Raw genomic sequence first — 19,295 nt, forward strand, 5'->3', positions numbered from 1 at the left:
AGCTCTTTCGGCACTGACCGAGACTTCTTTAAAAATTTTTATAAAAGAAGCCTTAAACAACATGAAGATTGCGCAAACTGAATTAGAGGAGGATTTATTTTATGACGAAGTATATATTTGTAACTGGCGGTGTCGTTTCATCGTTAGGAAAAGGAATTACCGCAGCTTCTTTAGGAAGGTTGTTAAAAAATCGTGGATTGAATGTTACGATTCAAAAATTTGATCCTTATATTAACGTGGACCCAGGAACAATGAGTCCGTACCAGCACGGTGAAGTATTTGTAACCGGTGATGGCGCAGAAACGGATCTAGACTTAGGTCACTATGAACGCTTTATCGATATTAACTTAAATAAGTACAGCAACGTGACGACTGGAAAAATCTATTCTACTGTTTTGCGTAAAGAACGCCGCGGCGATTATTTAGGTGGAACGGTACAGGTTATCCCTCACATTACGAATGAAATTAAAGAACGAGTTTTCCGTGCTGGTAACGAAACAAATGCAGACGTTGTTATCACAGAAATCGGTGGAACAGTTGGGGATATCGAGTCTCTTCCATTCCTTGAAGCCATCCGTCAGATCAAGAGCGATATTGGCAGCTCTAATGTGATGTACATTCACTGTACATTAATTCCTTATATTAAAGCGGCAGGCGAAATGAAGACGAAGCCGACACAACATAGTGTAAAAGAGCTTCGCAGTCTAGGTATTCAGCCAAATATCATTGTCGTTCGTACGGAAATGCCGGTTTCACAGGATATGAAGGATAAAATAGCTTTGTTCTGTGATATTGATGCGAAAGCGGTTATCGAATGTCGTGACGCGGATACGCTTTATTCCATTCCATTGGCTCTTCAAGAGCAGCACATGGATCAGATTGTTTGTGATCACTTGAAGCTAACAACACCAGAACCAGAAATGACAGAATGGACAGCTTTAGTTGACAAAGTTCTTAATCTTTCAAGTAAAACGCGTATTGGTTTAGTTGGAAAATACGTTGAGCTTCAGGATGCGTATATTTCTGTTGTTGAAGCAATGAAGCATGCAGGCTATGCATTTGATGCCGACGTGGAAATTAAGTGGATTAATTCGGAAGATGTTACAGCAGAAAATGTTGCAGAACTTTTGGCTGACGTGGATGGAATCCTTGTTCCTGGTGGCTTTGGTGACCGTGGAATCGAAGGGAAAATCGAAGCAACACGTTATGCCCGTGAAACGAAAAAGCCTTTCCTTGGTATTTGCTTAGGAATGCAGCTGGCGACGATTGAATATGCACGCCACGTTCTTGGTTACTCAGATGCGCATTCTGCAGAGTTCGTACCTGATACCAAGCATCCAATTATTGATTTGCTTCCTGAACAAAAGGACGTTGAGGATCTAGGCGGAACATTAAGACTTGGTCTTTATCCTTGCCGTGTGGTTGAGGGAACAAAAGCCTTCGCCGCATATGAAGATGAAGTGGTGTATGAGCGTCACCGCCACCGTTATGAATTTAACAATCATTACCGTCAAGAAATGGAAGAAGCAGGCTTTATTTTCTCTGGTACAAGCCCAGATGGCCGTCTTGTGGAGATTATTGAGCTTCAAGATCACCCATGGTTTGTTGCGTCACAGTTCCATCCGGAATTCGTTTCAAGACCAACACGTCCACAGCCGCTTTTCCGTGATTTTATTAAAGCTTCTTTGCAAAAATAAAATAATTGGGCCAGTTCTCCATGTTGGAGGACTGGCTTTTTAATAGGGTTAGTTTCCATATATTGTCTAAATGTACAAAAGGCATTGAAAAATGTACAAAACCTTCTCAAAAATGTACAAAACACCCAAAAAAGTGTACAAAACCACCCTGAAAATGTACAAAACAAAAAAACGACCCAATCCAGGTCGTTCATCATCACTCATATTCAGCTAAAATCTCATCAATTGTAAATTTTAAGCCATAATAAACATACAAAGCGGCCATCGAAGACGGATATCCATAACGATTTCCGAAATCATCGGGCAATAGTCCCTTTTTAAGCTGTAAATTAATATAAACATCTGCTAACTCTTCAAGTTTACCGTCCTCCGAGACCGATGTCGACACGGCTACAAACGGAATCTCTTTTTCAAGAAGCAATCCAGCCAATTCAACAGCTTCTCGGTCATCTGAATGACGTGTGAATAGCAGCACTCTGTCAGCACTGGTCGCAGCCTCAACATTTGTTAAAGCGCCTTTTAATGGTTCTGCACCCTCTATAGCTTCAAATTCAACACCTTTCATTTCCTTGAAACCTACAACATATATTTTCTGACCCTGTGCGAGCAGGCGTGCGCCGTCCTCAAAGGAAAATTCCTCTTTTTCTTCAATTCGTTTAAATAATCCGGTCAATTGGGTTGTAAACATTTTTAACAAGTAAAACCCCTCCTTCACAAAGTTATTATAGCCTTTTGAAAATAAAAGACAATTACCATAAAATACCTTCAACAAAAAAGAGGATTTTTAGCAAGAATGTCGAAGATTAACTAGTGGAAGAAATAGGAATCATTATAGATAAAAATTAGGGTGGAAGAGGTGGAGTTATGAAGGAGAAAATTTTAATTGTTGACGACCAATTTGGGATTCGCATTTTATTAAATGAGGTGTTCTCAAAGGAAGGGTATCAAACCTTCCAGGCAGCAAATGGAATACAGGCACTTGATATTGTTACGAAGCATGACCCAGATCTCGTCCTATTGGATATGAAAATACCAGGTATGGATGGTATTGAGATTTTAAAAAGAATGAAAGTAATAGACCCGGATATTCGCGTTATTATTATGACCGCTTACGGTGAACTTGATATGATTCAAGAGGCGAGAAATTTAGGTGCCATCACCCATTTTGCGAAGCCGTTTGATATTGATGATATTCGTGCAGCGGTAAGAAAACACATTCCTCAAAAAACAAATTAGGTATTTTTTATAACGAATAATTGTCGAAAACTGTTGCCGCTTTCATTGTGAACGTTTATAAAAATGCGTTTCTTTAATGGAATTTTACGATTCTGTTTGGTATGATAACTATGAACTTTTACTGGTCACTTTATCTTTCTCGAGTATACATAATCAGTAAAATGGTAGGAAATCCTTAATAGGAAAGCTATATTTCGAGGAGATATAAACAATACCAAGGAGGAAATAAAATGCCTTTAGTTTCAATGAAAGAAATGCTCATCAAAGCGAAAGCGGAAGGCTACGCTGTTGGTCAATTTAACTTAAATAACTTAGAGTTTACTCAAGCTATTTTACAAGCAGCTGAAGCTGAAAAATCACCTGTAATTCTTGGTGTTTCTGAAGGGGCAGCTCGTTACATGGGCGGCTTTAAAACAGTTGTAAAAATGGTAGAAGGTTTATTAGAAGATTACAAAATCACGGTTCCTGTTGCGATTCACTTGGACCACGGTTCAAGCTTTGAAAAGTGTAAAGAAGCAATCGATGCAGGCTTCACTTCTGTTATGATTGACGCTTCTCACCATCCGTTTGAAGAAAACGTAGCAACTACATCACAAGTGGTTGAATATGCTCATTCAAAAGGTGTTTCTGTTGAAGCTGAATTGGGTACTGTTGGCGGACAAGAAGACGATGTTGTTGCTGAAGGCGTTATTTACGCAGATCCTAAAGAGTGTGAAGAGCTTGTTAAACGCACAGGTATTGACTGCCTTGCTCCTGCATTAGGTTCTGTACACGGACCTTACAAAGGTGAGCCAAAGCTTGGTTACCCTGAAATGGAAGCAATCGGAAAAGCTACTGGTTTACCACTAGTACTTCATGGTGGAACTGGTATTCCAACACACGATATCCAAAAGTCAGTTTCTCTTGGAACAGCAAAAATTAACGTTAACACTGAAAACCAAATTGCATCTGCAAAAGCAGTTCGTGAAACATTAGCAGCTAAGCCAGAAGAGTATGATCCACGTAAATACTTAGGCCCAGCTCGCGATGCGATCAAAGCAACTGTAATCGGCAAAATGCGCGAATTCGGTTCATCAGGCAGAGCGTAATAAAAAGCTTTATTTCTTTTTAAAAACTATCTAATGTGTTAAATATTGGTAGTGAATCTGAAACCGCCTCTTTTAATGAATGGGCGGTTTCAAAATGTAATAATAAAACTGAAAATTCGCTAAATTTATTACAACGCAAAATTTACCATTTTTTTAAAACTTTTTTTCATATTGATACATGAAAATTAAATATTGGTGTAAACTAGATGATAGACAAACTGTCGGATTATGTAATTTGCTGTTGGAAATAATTACCTAAAGACAAGTGGATTATCAATTTAGTTGTTTAATAAAAGGTCACATTCCATCCCAATGGCATAGAAGGGAGTCGAAAATGGAAAAACTTAAAATTGCAGGCGGATATCCGCTTAAAGGAACCGTAAGAATAAGTGGTGCAAAAAACAGTGCAGTTGCGTTGATACCAGCAACCATTTTAGCAGAATCACCGGTAACAATAGAAGGGCTGCCGGATATTTCTGATGTGGAAATCTTGAAGGACCTGCTCGAGGAAATTGGCGGGCAAGTTGAGCTTTCGGATGATTTTGATATGACGGTTGACCCATCGACGATGATTTCAATGCCATTGCCAAACGGAAAAGTAAAGAAGCTTCGCGCATCTTACTATCTCATGGGGGCAATGCTCGGTCGGTTTAAAAAGGCCGTCATTGGTTTACCAGGTGGATGTCATCTTGGACCACGACCAATTGATCAGCATATTAAGGGTTTTGAAGCCCTTGGTGCTCAAATAACAAATGAGCAGGGTGCTATTTATTTGCGTGCGGACGAGCTTCGCGGCGCACGTATTTATCTTGATGTTGTAAGTGTTGGGGCGACTATTAATATCATGTTAGCTGCTGTTAGAGCAAAAGGTCGGACGATTATTGAAAACGCTGCAAAAGAACCTGAAATTATTGATGTCGCAACTCTGCTTACCAATATGGGTGCGAAAATAAAAGGCGCTGGAACGGATGTTATTCGGATTGATGGTGTTGATAGTCTTCACGGTTGCCGTCATACGATTATTCCTGACCGAATTGAAGCGGGAACGTATATGATTTTAGGTGCAGCTGTCGGTGAAGGTGTATTAATAGATAATGTCATTCCGCAGCATTTAGAATCGTTGATTGCAAAGCTTCGAGAAATGGGTGTGCAAATCGAAACAAGTGGTGACCAGGTGTTTGTCAATAGTTCAGACAAGCTGAAGTCTGTCGATATTAAAACACTCGTTTATCCTGGTTTCCCAACTGATTTGCAGCAGCCGTTTACAACCCTATTAACGAGAGCAGCAGGCTCGAGCGTGGTAACCGATACAATATATGGAGCACGTTTTAAACATATTGATGAATTAAGAAGGATGAATGCGAACATAAAAGTGGAAGGCCGCTCTGCGATTATTAGCGGACCTGTGAAGCTTCAAGGCGCTAAAGTGAAGGCAAGTGACCTGCGTGCAGGAGCTGCGTTATTCATTGCCGGTCTAATGGCTGAGGGAATCACGGAAGTCACTGGGCTTGAGCACATTGACCGTGGTTATAGCCAGCTCGTCGAAAAATTAAATGGGCTTGGAGCGACCGTTTGGCGTGAAGCGTTAACAAAAGAAGAAGTAGAACAGCTAAAGAATACGTAAATAACATATACTAATTCTCAATGGTTCGTTAAAGGCCGTCATAGCCTTCAAAAAGAATCCGAATTTAGTGATTAGATAATTTTTAATAGCAAATACTTATTTAAGAGACTAGATTCAGTTCTAGTCTCTTATCTCCATGAAAATCTATTATCCCCCGCATATAGAAATTTTCCAGTTGATTATTTTTTTACACAAAGGGTACAATAGATAGTGTTTTATTAAAAAGAGATTCTGCTATTCTATTCATTTCTACTATTTCCTCAAATTTAATTAATGTTATGAAAACCCTCTATTATCCTTAATGTAAATCCGGGAACGGAATAGAGTAAAAATTTTAAAGTGTGGTGTACTATGGAATTAACGATATCTAGTTTAGAAAACATGAAGCTGAAGGAGCTTTATGAGCTTGCGCGCGAATTTAAGGTAACTTATTACAGTAAGTTATCGAAAAAGGAACTTATTTTTGCCATTTTAAAATCACGAGCGGAGCAACAAGGTTATTTTTTCATGGAAGGCGTATTGGAAATTATCCAGTCAGAAGGATTTGGATTTTTACGCCCGATCAATTATTCTCCAAGTTCTGAAGACATTTATATCTCTGCATCGCAAATCCGTCGTTTCGATTTAAGAAATGGGGATAAAGTATCCGGTAAGGTTCGACCTCCAAAAGAAAATGAACGTTATTACGGACTTTTACATGTAGAAGCAGTTAACGGTGAAGACCCAGAATCAGCAAAAGAACGCGTTCACTTCCCAGCATTAACTCCACTCTATCCAGACAGACATATGAAACTCGAAACCACTCCAAAATATATCTCTACAAGAATTATGGATGTAGTTGCTCCAGTTGGTTTTGGACAAAGGGGCTTGATTGTTGCGCCGCCAAAGGCAGGGAAAACGATGCTGTTAAAAGAAATTGCTAACAGCATTACGACCAATCACCCTGATGTGGAATTAATCGTGCTCTTAATCGATGAGCGTCCTGAAGAGGTTACCGACATCGAACGCTCGGTTGCTGGTGATGTTGTCAGCTCCACGTTTGATGAGGTGCCAGAAAACCATATTAAAGTCGCAGAGCTTGTGTTAGACCGTGCGATGCGTCTTGTTGAGCATAAACGCGATGTTGTCATTTTGATGGACAGTATCACACGTTTAGCTCGTGCATATAACTTAGTCATTCCTCCAAGTGGAAGAACCCTTTCAGGAGGTATTGACCCAGCAGCGTTCCACCGTCCTAAGCGTTTCTTCGGGGCAGCCCGAAACATTGAAGAAGGCGGAAGCTTAACTATCCTTGCGACTGCGTTGGTGGATACAGGATCACGTATGGACGATGTCATTTATGAAGAATTTAAAGGTACAGGTAATATGGAACTACATCTCGATCGTTCGCTTGCAGAACGCCGTATCTTCCCAGCGCTTGATGTTCGCCGCTCTGGCACACGAAAAGAAGAATTGCTTCTTCCGAAGGATCAATTGGACAAACTATGGGCGATCAGAAAATCAATGTCCGACTCACCAGACTTTGCCGAGCGCTTCATGAAAAAATTAAAGCAAACCAAATCCAACGAAGAGTTCTTCGCCCAAATTGGGGAAGAACTAAAGGGTAGAAGATCTTAAGTTTAATTCTTATGCTGTGTTAAATGGATACTGTTGATTTTAGAACTCGTTGATTGGAACGGAAGGCACGAAGACTCCTGCGGGAGGACGGGTCTGGGGAGACTCCACAGGCGCTTTAGCGCCGAGGAGGCTCCCTGGACCGCCAGCGGAAAGCGAAGTGCCTGGAGTGGAAATCAACAGACTAAATTAACACAGCTACGATTTAAAATCCATAAAAACCCAACTTGCCAAAATTGATACACCTTGTTATAATGTGAACAGTGTGTTTTTAGTATTTGGTGCTTGTCTTTAAGACAGGCATTTATATAACTCTGTTTCGAATGATTCAGGGCGGAAGGAGATGAAAAGAATGAAAGCAGGAATTCATCCAAATTATAAAATGGTACAGGTGACTTGTGCATGCGGAAATACTTTTGAAACTGGTTCAGTGAAAAAAGAAATTCGCGTTGAGACATGTTCTGAATGTCATCCATTCTATACTGGTCGTCAAAAATTCGCTGAAGCTGGTGGACGTGTAGACCGTTTCAACAAAAAATACGGCCTTAAAGATCCAAACGCGCAACAACAATAATTACACAAAACAGGCAAGCAGAAACTTACTTGCCTGTTTTTTAATTGAATAAAACATGTTAATTTTAAAAAATATAGACTTAATAGGTTTCGTACATAGGAAGGAGACGCCGATTTATGTATTTAATGAAGCAACTCGGATGGATTGAGGTTATCTGCGGCAGTATGTTTTCAGGAAAATCAGAGGAATTGATTCGTCGAGTGAGACGGGCTCAATTTGCTAAACAAAAAATAGCTGTTTTTAAGCCGAAAATTGACAATCGCTATAGCGAACAATCTGTCGTTTCTCATAATGGTAACTCTTTTCATGCGAAGCCAATTTCCCATTCGATCGAAATTTTACATCATGTAGAGGCGGATATCGACATTATCGCCATTGATGAAGTGCAATTTTTCGATGAAGGAATTGTAAGAGTGGTTCAGCAGCTTGCTGACAGCGGTCATCGCGTTGTTGTAGCAGGGCTGGATATGGATTTCCGCGGCGAGCCTTTCGGGCAAATGCCAGCTTTAATGGCGGTTGCTGAAACGGTAACAAAACTCCAGGCGGTCTGCAGTGTTTGTGGTTCGCCATCAAGCCGGACACAGCGCTTAATCGACGGAAGACCAGCATCTTATCATGATCCTGTGATCTTAGTTGGTGCTTCAGAAGCTTACGAGCCCCGCTGCCGCCACCATCATGAAGTACCTAAAACAGCATCCTACCGTATACAAGAACCTGCGGTGAAATAAAGTGTAAGAGGCGACGCCTTCTTGCACTTTTTTATTTGGCTGTGTTAATGTAAACTGGTGTTTTTAGAACCTGTTGATTGGAGTGTAAGGCGCTCGACTCCTGCGGGATGCACGAGCTGAGTGAGACCCCGCAGGTCGGAACGACCGAGGAGGCTCACGGGCGAGCCCGCGGAAAGCGTAGCGCCTGGAACGCAAATCAACAGCCTTATTTAACACAGCCTTTTATTTTGGCATAATCTTACTAGAACGTTCCTTCAACTGCTTGGGAAAGATAGTTCTAGGAGGTGTAAGTGATGAAAAAGTGGTTGTTTTTTACTTTTTTTGCTGTTCTAATGCTATCGGGTTGTATGAAAGGAAACGACACTGAAAATACCGCCTACGATTTAAAAAAGGACACGATGAACCCAAACTATATGTCCAACCGTGCTAATAATAAACCGGACAGCGACATGGGAGAAATGTCTGACCAAAATCCTAACTTCCTTAATTTGAGAGGGACAAGTTTGAATGACGCTTCAAATAGAAACAATACCGGCAGAGACATAGACGTCGCTAGAGATATTGTGAATGGAACTGATGATTTTAGATCAGAATCAATTTGGATTACAAATGCAGGGGACAGGATGACCGTTACCGTGGATACAAAAGGCAATCTTAATGGCAAAGAACGGGATGACGCCATAGACAAGCTTCGATCAAAACTCGAACAGGCACTTCCACGCTATTCCTTTAAAATAAGAGAACAATAACATGCTCTGGCTACAGGGCATGTTTTTTTTTCGTTTAGGTGCCGTTTTTAGGTGCGCGTTCGCCCCCAAATAACCCCCGAAAAATTTTTCCGGATGAATTTGGTTTTGACGGGGGTTTTCACCTATACTATAATTAGAATGTTATGGACAAAAACTAGAGGTGAATAACTGTGTTTGATCGTCTTCAATCCGTTGAAGATCGCTACGAAAGATTAAATGAACTTTTAAGCGATCCGACCATTATTAATGATTCAAAGAAACTTCGTGAATATTCAAAAGAACAATCTGATATACAAGAGACTGTACAAGCGTATCGTGAATATAAAGACGTCCGCGAACAACTTAAGGATGCCAAGGCAATGCTTGAGGAAAAGCTCGACAACGATATGCGTGATATGGTCAAAGAAGAAGTAAATGAGCTTGAAAAGCAAATCGAGGAACTAGAAGCAAGAATGAAGTTCCTGATGATTCCGAAGGATCCAAATGATGACAAGAACGTTATCTTTGAAATCCGCGGCGCTGCCGGCGGTGAGGAAGCTGCTCTATTTGCAGGTACGCTTTACCGGATGTACAGCCGTTATGCGGAAGCACAGGGCTGGAAAACGGAACTTCTTGATGCCAACGCAACAGGTCTTGGCGGCTACAAGGAAATTAGTTTTATGATCAATGGACAGGGTGCCTATTCAAAATTAAAATTTGAAAATGGTGCTCACCGTGTGCAGCGTGTACCGGAAACGGAATCTGGCGGACGGATTCATACTTCAACCGCTACCGTTGTTTGCTTACCAGAAGCGGAAGAACTTGAGGTTGAAATTCATGATAAAGATATCCGTTTTGATGCGTTTGCTTCAAGCGGCGCCGGCGGTCAGTCCGTTAATACAACAATGTCAGCGGTTCGTTTAACTCATATTCCGACTGGAATTGTGGTATCTATCCAGGATGAAAAATCGCAGCACAAAAACAAAGATAAAGCGATGAAGGTACTGCGCGCGCGTGTCTATGATAAGTTCCAGCAGGAAGCGCAGGCTGAATTTGATCAGGTTCGTAAATCTGCGGTTGGTACGGGTGACCGATCTGAACGGATTCGGACTTATAACTTCCCACAAAACCGTGTGACCGACCACCGTATTGGCTTAACACTTCAGAAGCTTGATCAAATTATTGAAGGCAAGCTTGATGAAATCATCGATGCGCTAACGCTAGAAGATCAAACAAGCAAGCTTGAAAGTGGTCAAGATGAGTAAAAAAGTCTATGAAGCTCTGCAATGGGCTTCTTCTTTTTTAAAAAAAGCAAATCGGGACGAAAACGCAGGCGAGCTGCTGCTTCGGCATTTCACAGGAATGACGCGGGCACAGCTGTTTGCTAATGTCCGTGATGACCTGCCGCAGGACCAATGGGAAGTGTTTGAAAAAGCGGTTCATGAACATGTAAAGGGAACGCCGGTGCAATACATAATCGGCTCAGAGGAGTTTTATGGCCGGAAGTTTATCGTTAATGAAGAGGTATTGATTCCGCGCCCTGAAACCGAAGAGCTCGTATATGAAACATTGAAACGTATCAATAAGCGTGACTTAAAGGTGGTCGACATCGGTACTGGCAGCGGGGCGATTGCGATTAGCCTAAAGCTTGAACAGCCGTCGTTAAGTGTATATGCCTCTGATATTGCGGAAGAGTCATTGAAGGTAGCTCGAGAAAATGCCCGACTGCTTGGCGCTGACGTTGAATTTGTTCAAGGGGATTTATTGCAGCCATTTCACGGACAAAAGTTTGATGTGGTGATTTCGAATCCGCCGTATATTCCTGTAAGCGATATCGAAACCATGTCTGTAGTTGTAACAGAGCATGAACCGCATCGTGCCTTGTTTGCGGGCGAGGACGGACTTGATTTTTACCGCCGTTTTATGGTGGAGCTGCCGGAAGTGATAGTTTCGCGCGCGCTGGTTGGCTTTGAAATTGGGGCCGGTCAGGGGGAGGCGGTAGCCGACCTTTTTAAAAAAGCGTTTGTGAATGTGAAGGTTGAAGTTCTTAATGATATAAACGGCAAGGACCGAATGGTGTTTGCGGAAATTGCAGAGTGATTCTAGCCCGAATTGCTCTGTTTTTTATGAAATAAAAGCGATGCTTCGTGACCGAACCATCGCCTAATCATGTAATTATTTATTGTGTTTTTCCTGGGCTTTTAATGCGACTTTTTCAAGTCCAGTATGCGCAAATTCTACATCCGTTTTCGGCATTGCGGGATTATGCTGCACTTTCTTATTCTTCTGTTTAGACATGTTTTCACCACCCTCAAAAAAAATGCCAACATCTCTGTTAGTTTGCGTTCTTTTTGGAAGGCTATGAATCCAAAAGTTACCAACGTTGTATTACGAATAACCTAAGCTATCTCATTCCAAACTATAAGTGTAAAACAATTACACTATAGGAGATGATACAAAATGGCAAGAAGCAACAACAGCAATCAGCTTTTAGTTCCAGGAGTAGAACAGGCACTTGAACAAATGAAGTATGAAATTGCACAAGAATTTGGGGTACAGCTTGGAGCCGATACATCTTCACGCGCTAACGGATCTGTTGGTGGCGAAATTACAAAGCGTTTAGTAAGTATGGCTGAGCAACACTTAGGCGGATCTTTCCGTTAATACACATAATGAACCCGCACGCTTGTGCGGGTTTTATTTTTTTACTTTTTGTTAAAAAGAAATCTAGTTTTTTTTAATTTACTAGTTTAAGATTCTTGGTATTTGTCCACAATGAGGATAGTGAAGGGACGGTGCGAGAATATGAACAGTAAAGTGTTAGTGTGGTCTTATTTAATCATTCTATCGTTAGGAACGATATTAAACTTATATATGCCGAAAACGGAAGCGGTGGCGAAGGATTCGATAGTGATTCCAGCTGAGGCGATTCGTCTCCGAATTCTAGCAAATAGTGATAGTGCGCAGGATCAGGAAATTAAACGCAAGGTCCGTGACGCAGTCAATGCACAAATCACGTTATGGGTTCAGGATTTAACGTCTTTAGAAAAAGCAAAAACAGTGATTAATTCAAAGCTCCCAGAAGTTCAGGATATTGCAGAAAAGGTTGTCGCAGAGCAAGGGTCGACTCAAAGTGTGAATGTTGAGTTTGGAAAAGTTCAGTTTCCAACTAAATTGTATGGTGAATTTTTATATCCAGCAGGCGAGTACCAAGCGATTCTGATTACATTGGGTGAAGGGACAGGTGCCAATTGGTGGTGCGTGCTTTACCCGCCATTATGTTTCTTAGATTTTTCTAATGGGGTAGCGGTTCAAAGTGATGGTTTTGAAGATAAAGCCTATGCAGCTGAGAAGGAAGAACAAGTGGTAGAAGCTTCGGAAGAACTAGAAAAAGTAGAAGAGAAAGTGACCAATACCGTTAAGAATGTAAATGCTAAGAAAGAACAGATTAAGGTAGAAGAGCAAGTAGTAGAAGAAGTGGAAGAGGTAAAACAAGTTGTCGTAGAGAAGCAAGTTAAAGAGGTTAAGCAAGTTGCTGAAGGAAAGCAAGTTGAAGTAAAAGAAACAGTTGAGAAAGAAGTAGTTGAGGAAAAACAAACACCTGTTAAGAAGAAAGCAGTAAAGGAAGCTCCAGTTTATACTTCAGAAGATGAAGAACCGGTTAAAGTAAAATTCTTTGTTGTAGAATTGTTTGAGGGTATTTTTAAATAAGCGTAGGTAACGTAATATCTAGTAAAGTGCCAGCCCGAAAGCGGGGCTGGCTATTTTTTTTCTAGTAATTCTAGTTCTAACTCTCTTAAATTTTCATAGTAATAGAGTATCAACTAAAAGAGGTGGTAGGGATGCAAGCAGTTATTCGATGCGCGAACAAAGAGGATTTGAACGGGTTAAGAGAGTTTTTGACGAGGGCGAACCTTGGATCTGAAGGTTTAACGGAGGAAACTGTGGAGTTCTTTTTATTGCTAGAGGATGAGGATGGGGCGATTAAGGGTACACTTGGAATGGAAGTAATCGCAGAGTGTGGATTATTGCGTTCGTTGGTCGTTTCACCGGGACAAGCTGAAAAGGATATTGTTTTGTTGATCACGCAGATGATGCAATTAGCGAAGGAAAAAGGTTTGAGAAATTTGTTTTTGGCGACTAATAAGGGAGTGGCATTGCCATTTTTTGAGTTGCTTGGGTTTGAGAAGGTGGCACGGGACCATTTACCTGAGGAAATGTATAGCTTAGAGCATATTCGACATGTATTTAATGTGGATAACTCGTTATTTTTGAAATTTTCACTATAATTGTGGATTAATCCACAAAGTTATCCACTATTTCGGAATAGTTATACACAAATTGTGGACAAAGGGTTGTGTTTATCCCCACCTTCTACTATACTTTCAAATGGAATATGAGACAAAGAGCCTAAATTCGGCAAATTTCGATATCATTTGCGCTTTTGATAAAGGTGGATAACTATGGACACAAAAGTTTGGAAAGTGGATAAACATGTGGATAACCTCGAAAATAATCCACAGGTTGTGGATGCCGCTCAATTTTTACAAGAAAATGAAGTGGTTGCACTGCCTACGGAAACGGTTTATGGTTTAGGTGGAAATGCTGAAAGTGATGTGGCTGTGGAAAAGATCTTTGCTGCGAAAGGCAGACCAAGCGATAATCCACTGATTATCCACATTGCGGATAAACAGCAACTCAACGCGTTTGTTACGGAGATCCCGGAAAAAGCGGCTGTTTTGATGGATGCGTTTTGGCCGGGACCCTTGACGATTATTTTTAAAAAGAAGAATGGAGTCTTGTCAGAAAAAGCCACGGCGGGCTTGGAAACGGTCGGTGTTAGAATGCCGGATCATCCTGTAGCATTGGCACTATTGAAAAAATGCCAGCTGCCAATTGCAGCTCCGAGTGCGAATAGCTCTGGGAAACCAAGTCCTACAAATGCACAGCATGTCATCGAGGATTTGAATGGGAAAATTGCCGGAGTGCTTGATGGCGGTTCGACGGGTGTTGGGGTAGAATCCACGGTTTTAGACTGCACGGAGGAAATTCCCGTGATTTTAAGACCTGGCGGGGTGACGAAGGAGCAGCTTGAAGCTGTTGTGGGTGAGGTGCATCTTGACGCTGCGCTAGTGGATGAAGCTTCTAAGCCGAAAGCTCCTGGAATGAAGTATCAGCATTATGCTCCGAACGCACCACTTTATTTAGTACATGGAAGTCCCTCTTTTATGCGACGTCTAATAGCAGAAAAGCAGAAGGAAGGGCTGCGTGTCGGTGTGCTTGCAACTGAGGAAACTGTCGAGGCCTACCCGAGTGATGTCACAATCGCTTGTGGAAAAAGAAGTGAGCTTGAAAGTGTGGCTACGGCACTTTATGACACGTTACGGAAGTTTAACCAGGAAAAAGTGAATATTATCTATAGTGAAATGTTTCCGAATACCGGTGTAGGGCATGCGATTATGAATCGATTGCAAAAGGCGGCGGGGAATAAAATTATTAATGAGTAAGCGCAGGTTCTCCTAAGATGGAGGCCTGTTTTTTTGGATTCTAAATCCTTTTGGACGTGCATATGTTTAATCAGGGCAAGTCCGAGGGGGTAGAAGAGCGTGTATGGAATGATTGGAGAGTTAGTGACGCTTGTTTTAATGGCGTTTGCACTAGGAATGGATGCCTTTTCTGTTGGTCTAGGAATGGGCATGTTCAAGTTAAAGCTCCGGCAAATTTTTAAAATTGGGATTACGATTGGGTTATTTCATGTGTGGATGCCGCTTGTGGGTATGCTTGCAGGAAAATTTTTATCCGATAAGTTTGGGACTTTTGCGTCGATAGTCGGTGGGTTATTGCTGATGGTGCTCGGGGTGCAAATGATTTGGTCAAGCCTCAGGAAAAGTGAGGAATCGGTGATGACACCGGTCGGATTTGGCTTATTAATTTTTGCAACAAGTGTGAGCCTCGATAGTTTTTCCCTTGGACTTACGTTAGGGATCTATGGAGCAAAAACGATTTTGGTGATTATTTGCTTTGGGGTCGTTGCAACGATATTAACATGGGCTGGCTTGCTGTTAGGGAGAAAAGCTCAAGGCTGGATTGGCTCCTATAGCGAAGCGCTTGGAGGAAGTATCCTGCTCGCTTTTGGAATCAAATTACTTTATCCTTTTTTATAAAACCTTTCCGCATAGCAGTGAAAGGTTTTTTCATTGGTGATGGAGAAATGATAGTATAAATACATAATGAAAAGGAGGGCAAGCCGCATGAAGCGCATTTTATTTGTTTGTACAGGTAATACTTGCAGGAGCCCTATGGCAGAGGCAATTTTAAAAAGTAAAAAGATTGACGGTCTTGAAGTGAAGTCTGCGGGGATTTATGCAGCAACGGGAAGTGAGGCATCTGCTCATGCCAAAAAAGTCCTGGAAAATCATCATATCGAACATAATCATTTATCCAATATGCTAACTTTAGAATCTGTTCATTGGGCAGAATTAATCTTAACGATGACGTTTTCCCACAAAAATGCGATCCTTCAACAGTATCCTGAATCAACGGGTAAAGTTTTCACATTAAAGGAGTTTACAGGTGAGGCATATGATGTAGATGTGGTCGATCCATTTGGCGGTCCCTTAGCGATATATCAGGAAACGTATCAAGAGCTCGAAAAATTAATAACAAAAGCAATCGAAAAAATGTAAAGCCCTCGGTGTTGAGGGCTTTATATTTTTTTATCGGTATGTCAATATTAAGGAAGGATTATTAGGGAGGTTTTTTATATGAGAGTAGCTTTAGCGTCTGATCATGGCGGGGTTAATATCCGCAAAGAAATTGCTAGTTTAATGGATGAGCTTGGTATTGAGTACCGAGATTTCGGCTGTGATTGTGAAGGATCTGTCGATTATCCGGATTATGCTCTTCCAGTGGCTGAAAAAGTGGCAAGCGGTGAGTTTGATAGAGGAATTTTAATTTGTGGCACCGGAATTGGGATGAGCATTGCCGCCAATAAGGTAAAGGGAATTCGCTGTGCACTTGTGCATGATACATTTAGTGCAAAGGCAACACGTGCCCACAATGATACCAATATCATCACCATGGGTGAGCGTGTCATTGGTCCGGGACTTGCACGTGATATTGCAAAAATATGGCTGACAGAAGAATTTGAAGGCGGTCGTCATGCTACTCGAATTGGAAAAATCAGCGAATATGAGCAGAAGTAGGATGAGACGATGATTCAAGTATGGGAAAAAGAGCTGGAAACCATTCTTTTTGATTTTCAAAACCAGGCTAATTTAAAGCCAGGGCAGCTGGTTGTTGTCGGTTGCAGCACAAGTGAGGTAATTGGTGAGAGAATTGGGACAGCCGGTACAAGTGAAGTGGCTGAGATGATTTTTCGTCAATTAAGTGTGTTCGCTGAGGATACCGGTGTTGCGTTGGCGTTCCAATGCTGTGAACATTTAAACCGTGCGCTTGTGATTGAACGTGAGGAGGCGCTCAAACGCGGATTGGAAGAAGTCTCCGTTGTTCCTGTTCGAACCGCTGGCGGGGCAATGGCAACCTTTGCGTTTGAAAAATTTTCGGAAGCTGTTGTTGTGGAATTTTTAAAGGCGGATGCAGGGATTGATATTGGCCAAACCTTCATTGGCATGCATTTGAAACATGTTGCTGTCCCCATTAGAGTAACGCAGAAAACGATTGGACATGCCCATGTAACGTTGGCGAAGACAAGACCAAAACTAATCGGCGGAGCTAGAGCGGTGTATGAAAAGACACCGGGCAATTCTAGTTGCAGTTGAGTCATTGGTGCGAACGATTAGTTTGATATTTTGTTTAATGTTCGTGTTTAGGGTGTTTTCTTAATTGATTTAATAGGGTAAAATAAAAAAAGAGGGGATTTTACGAATCCCCATTTCTCTTTTAGAGAGAAACGTGCTATTATATAGAGGGAATTTTCAAAAGATTAATTCAGGTTCATACATACAGGGGGGATTACCATGAAGCATTTGTCTAATCAGGACAAGCAGGTATTTGAAGCGATTCAACAGGAATTAGGACGCCAGCGCGGAAAAATCGAATTAATTGCCTCAGAAAACTTTGTAAGTGAAGCGGTAATGGAAGCACAGGGATCTGTGTTAACCAACAAATATGCAGAAGGCTATCCAGGCCGCCGTTATTATGGCGGATGTGAATATGTGGACATTGTCGAAGATCTTGCTCGCGAGCGCGCGAAAGAGATTTTTGGTGCGGAATATGTAAACGTTCAGCCGCACTCTGGCGCGCAGGCGAACATGGCTGTTTACTTTACGGTCCTTGAGACTGGCGACACAGTGCTTGGTATGAACCTTTCACATGGCGGTCACTTAACACACGGCAGCCCAGTAAACTTTAGTGGCGTTCAATATAACTTTGTAGAGTATGGTGTAGATGAAACGACTCACCGCATTAATTATGATGATGTATTAGCTAAAGCACGCGAGCACAAGCCAAAGATGATTGTGGCTGGAGCGAGTGCTTATCCACGTGAAATCGATTTTGCGAAGTTCCGTGAAATCGCTGATGAAGTGGGCGCATACTTAATGGTTGATATGGCTCATATTGCCGGTTTAGTTGCAGCTGGACTTCACCAAAATCCGGTTCCATACGCTGATTTTGTAACAACTACTACACATAAAACACTTCGCGGACCTCGCGGCGGAATGATCCTCACTAAAGAAGAATGGGGTAAAAAGATTGATAAATCAATCTTCCCAGGAATTCAAGGTGGTCCATTAATGCACGTGATTTCTGCAAAAGCGGTAGCATTTGGAGAAGTTCTTCAAGACAGCTTTAAAGAATATGCTGGTCAAATTATCGCAAACGCAAAGCGTTTAGCTGAAGGTTTGCAAAACGAGGGCATCAGACTTGTTTCTGGCGGAACAGATAACCACTTGCTTCTTTTAGACATGCAGACACTTGGTTTAACTGGTAAAGTAGCAGAAAAGGTACTTGATGAAGTAGGAATTACGGTTAACAAAAATACGATTCCATTTGATCCACAAAGCCCATTTGTAACGAGTGGTATCCGTATTGGTACAGCTGCTGTTACGAGCCGTGGATTCGGTTTAGAAGAAATGGACGAAATTGCGTCTATCATTGCGTTTACCTTGAAAAATCATGAAGACGAAGCGAAGCTTAAAGAGGCTGCAGCTCGTGTTGAAGCTTTAACAGGTAAATTCACGCTTTATCCTGAATATTAAACATCTGTGAAATCGACTCAAATTGGGTCGATTTCTTTTTGTCTTGAGTTGCTCATTGTGATTTTTTTCTGTAGAATGAGACGGAGTTAAATTTAAATAAAGAGGGGCGATCAGTGTGGCAAAGGTATACGTCTTCGACCATCCACTTATTCAGCATAAACTTACATACATCCGTGATAAAAATACAGGAACAAAGGAATTCCGCGAATTAGTCGACGAAGTCGCAACACTCATGGCATTTGAAATCACAAGGGATATGTCCCTTGAAGATATCGAGATTGAAACGCCAGTCTGCCCGGCGAAATCTAAGGTATTATCTGGAAAGAAAATGGGCGTTGTTCCGATTCTGCGCGCGGGAATCGGTATGGTTGATGGAATCCTGAAGTTAATTCCGGCTGCGAAAGTAGGACATGTCGGGTTATACCGCGATCCAGAAACATTAATGCCTGTGGAATACTACATCAAGCTGCCAAGTGACGTGGAAGAGCGTGAATTCATCGTTGTGGACCCAATGCTCGCAACTGGCGGTTCGGCAATTGTGGCAATCGATAGCTTGAAAAAGCGCGGCGCTAAACATATTAAATTTATGTGTTTGATTGCAGCACCTGAGGGCGTGGATGCTGTTAAGGCAGCACACCCAGACGTGGATATTTATATTGCTGCGTTGGATGAGAAGTTGAATGATCATGGTTACATCGTACCTGGATTAGGTGACGCTGGAGATCGGTTGTTTGGGACGAAATAAGGGTTTTTTGAAGCTGAGTAGACGGGGTGTCTGCTCAGTT

At 41.7% G+C, this 19,295-nt stretch carries 22 protein-coding genes; 20 read left to right on the forward strand and 2 right to left on the reverse strand.

What is annotated here, in order from left to right:
• Positions 1 to 101: 101 nt before the first annotated feature.
• Positions 102 to 1,697, forward strand: a complete 1,596-nt coding sequence (pyrG, locus tag ABC255_RS01285) for a CTP synthase (protein WP_412990998.1) — start codon at positions 102 to 104, stop codon at positions 1,695 to 1,697.
• A 196-nt stretch (positions 1,698 to 1,893) separates the two neighbouring features.
• Here the strand turns inward: pyrG and ABC255_RS01290 are convergent, their stop codons facing one another.
• Positions 1,894 to 2,394, reverse strand: a complete 501-nt coding sequence (locus ABC255_RS01290) for a DUF2529 domain-containing protein (protein ID WP_412990999.1) — start codon at positions 2,392 to 2,394, stop codon at positions 1,894 to 1,896.
• A 167-nt stretch (positions 2,395 to 2,561) separates the two neighbouring features.
• On the opposite strand from ABC255_RS01290, the gene ABC255_RS01295 reads away from it, so the two are divergent.
• The 9 genes from ABC255_RS01295 to prmC all read left to right on the forward strand — a co-directional run bounded on the left by ABC255_RS01295 (position 2,562) and on the right by prmC (position 11,389).
• The gene (locus tag ABC255_RS01295; protein WP_179598722.1) at positions 2,562 to 2,933 is read left to right on the forward strand and encodes a response regulator; all 372 of its coding nucleotides are present in this window, start codon (positions 2,562 to 2,564) and stop codon (positions 2,931 to 2,933) included.
• Between the two features lie 230 nt (positions 2,934 to 3,163).
• Positions 3,164 to 4,021, forward strand: a complete 858-nt coding sequence (locus tag ABC255_RS01300) for a class II fructose-bisphosphate aldolase (protein WP_412991000.1) — start codon at positions 3,164 to 3,166, stop codon at positions 4,019 to 4,021.
• Positions 4,022 to 4,355: 334 nt separating this feature from the next.
• The gene (murA, locus tag ABC255_RS01305; RefSeq protein WP_335534331.1) at positions 4,356 to 5,645 is read left to right on the forward strand and encodes a UDP-N-acetylglucosamine 1-carboxyvinyltransferase; all 1,290 of its coding nucleotides are present in this window, start codon (positions 4,356 to 4,358) and stop codon (positions 5,643 to 5,645) included.
• Positions 5,646 to 5,996: 351 nt separating this feature from the next.
• The gene (gene rho / locus ABC255_RS01310) at positions 5,997 to 7,262 is read left to right on the forward strand and encodes a transcription termination factor Rho (RefSeq protein ID WP_335534333.1); all 1,266 of its coding nucleotides are present in this window, start codon (positions 5,997 to 5,999) and stop codon (positions 7,260 to 7,262) included.
• Between the two features lie 349 nt (positions 7,263 to 7,611).
• Complete coding sequence (gene rpmE, locus ABC255_RS01315; protein ID WP_045515911.1) at positions 7,612 to 7,833, forward strand: 50S ribosomal protein L31; 222 nt, start codon at positions 7,612 to 7,614, stop codon at positions 7,831 to 7,833.
• 116 nt (positions 7,834 to 7,949) lie between these two features.
• Positions 7,950 to 8,561, forward strand: a complete 612-nt coding sequence (locus tag ABC255_RS01320) for a thymidine kinase (RefSeq protein ID WP_335530273.1) — start codon at positions 7,950 to 7,952, stop codon at positions 8,559 to 8,561.
• 293 nt (positions 8,562 to 8,854) lie between these two features.
• The gene (locus tag ABC255_RS01325; protein ID WP_412991001.1) at positions 8,855 to 9,310 is read left to right on the forward strand and encodes a hypothetical protein; all 456 of its coding nucleotides are present in this window, start codon (positions 8,855 to 8,857) and stop codon (positions 9,308 to 9,310) included.
• Between the two features lie 170 nt (positions 9,311 to 9,480).
• Positions 9,481 to 10,554: a peptide chain release factor 1 gene (gene prfA, locus ABC255_RS01330; RefSeq protein ID WP_335530269.1), complete on the forward strand. Its 1,074-nt coding sequence runs from the start codon at positions 9,481 to 9,483 to the stop codon at positions 10,552 to 10,554.
• Positions 10,547 to 11,389 (forward strand): peptide chain release factor N(5)-glutamine methyltransferase, encoded by an 843-nt coding sequence (prmC, locus tag ABC255_RS01335; protein WP_412991002.1) that lies wholly within the window; start codon positions 10,547 to 10,549, stop codon positions 11,387 to 11,389. Before prfA ends, prmC begins: the two co-directional genes overlap by 8 nt.
• Before the next feature lie 75 nt (positions 11,390 to 11,464).
• On the opposite strand, the gene ABC255_RS01340 is transcribed toward prmC, so the two are convergent.
• Complete coding sequence (locus tag ABC255_RS01340) at positions 11,465 to 11,587, reverse strand: hypothetical protein (protein ID WP_335530265.1); 123 nt, start codon at positions 11,585 to 11,587, stop codon at positions 11,465 to 11,467.
• Positions 11,588 to 11,749: 162 nt separating this feature from the next.
• Between ABC255_RS01340 and ABC255_RS01345 the strand changes: the two genes are divergently transcribed.
• From ABC255_RS01345 to upp, 10 genes are all read left to right on the forward strand, one after another.
• Positions 11,750 to 11,953 (forward strand): alpha/beta-type small acid-soluble spore protein, encoded by a 204-nt coding sequence (locus ABC255_RS01345; protein ID WP_335530263.1) that lies wholly within the window; start codon positions 11,750 to 11,752, stop codon positions 11,951 to 11,953.
• A 141-nt stretch (positions 11,954 to 12,094) separates the two neighbouring features.
• On the forward strand, positions 12,095 to 13,000 hold the full coding sequence (gene spoIIR, locus ABC255_RS01350) for a stage II sporulation protein R (protein ID WP_412991003.1): 906 nt from the start codon (positions 12,095 to 12,097) through the stop codon (positions 12,998 to 13,000).
• Positions 13,001 to 13,131: 131 nt separating this feature from the next.
• Complete coding sequence (locus ABC255_RS01355; protein WP_412991004.1) at positions 13,132 to 13,578, forward strand: GNAT family N-acetyltransferase; 447 nt, start codon at positions 13,132 to 13,134, stop codon at positions 13,576 to 13,578.
• Between the two features lie 174 nt (positions 13,579 to 13,752).
• A complete protein-coding gene (locus tag ABC255_RS01360; protein WP_412991005.1) occupies positions 13,753 to 14,796 on the forward strand; it encodes an L-threonylcarbamoyladenylate synthase in 1,044 nt (347 codons plus the stop codon).
• 108 nt (positions 14,797 to 14,904) lie between these two features.
• Entirely contained in the window at positions 14,905 to 15,453 is a 549-nt protein-coding gene (locus ABC255_RS01365; RefSeq protein WP_412998444.1) for a manganese efflux pump MntP, read from the forward strand.
• An 87-nt stretch (positions 15,454 to 15,540) separates the two neighbouring features.
• The gene (locus ABC255_RS01370; RefSeq protein WP_412991006.1) at positions 15,541 to 15,975 is read left to right on the forward strand and encodes a low molecular weight protein arginine phosphatase; all 435 of its coding nucleotides are present in this window, start codon (positions 15,541 to 15,543) and stop codon (positions 15,973 to 15,975) included.
• A 78-nt stretch (positions 15,976 to 16,053) separates the two neighbouring features.
• Positions 16,054 to 16,494: a ribose 5-phosphate isomerase B gene (rpiB, locus tag ABC255_RS01375; RefSeq protein ID WP_412991007.1), complete on the forward strand. Its 441-nt coding sequence runs from the start codon at positions 16,054 to 16,056 to the stop codon at positions 16,492 to 16,494.
• A gap of 9 nt (positions 16,495 to 16,503) precedes the next feature.
• A complete protein-coding gene (locus ABC255_RS01380; protein ID WP_412991008.1) occupies positions 16,504 to 17,070 on the forward strand; it encodes a TIGR01440 family protein in 567 nt (188 codons plus the stop codon).
• 198 nt (positions 17,071 to 17,268) lie between these two features.
• A complete protein-coding gene (glyA, locus tag ABC255_RS01385) occupies positions 17,269 to 18,510 on the forward strand; it encodes a serine hydroxymethyltransferase (protein ID WP_412991009.1) in 1,242 nt (413 codons plus the stop codon).
• Between the two features lie 115 nt (positions 18,511 to 18,625).
• Entirely contained in the window at positions 18,626 to 19,255 is a 630-nt protein-coding gene (upp, locus tag ABC255_RS01390) for a uracil phosphoribosyltransferase (RefSeq protein WP_412991010.1), read from the forward strand.
• The last annotated feature ends 40 nt before the right edge of the window (positions 19,256 to 19,295 follow it).

The sequence above is a fragment of the Neobacillus canaveralius genome (assembly GCF_047237705.1).
In the GTDB taxonomy this organism is placed as follows: Bacteria; Bacillota; Bacilli; order Bacillales; family Cytobacillaceae; genus Neobacillus; species Neobacillus niacini_K.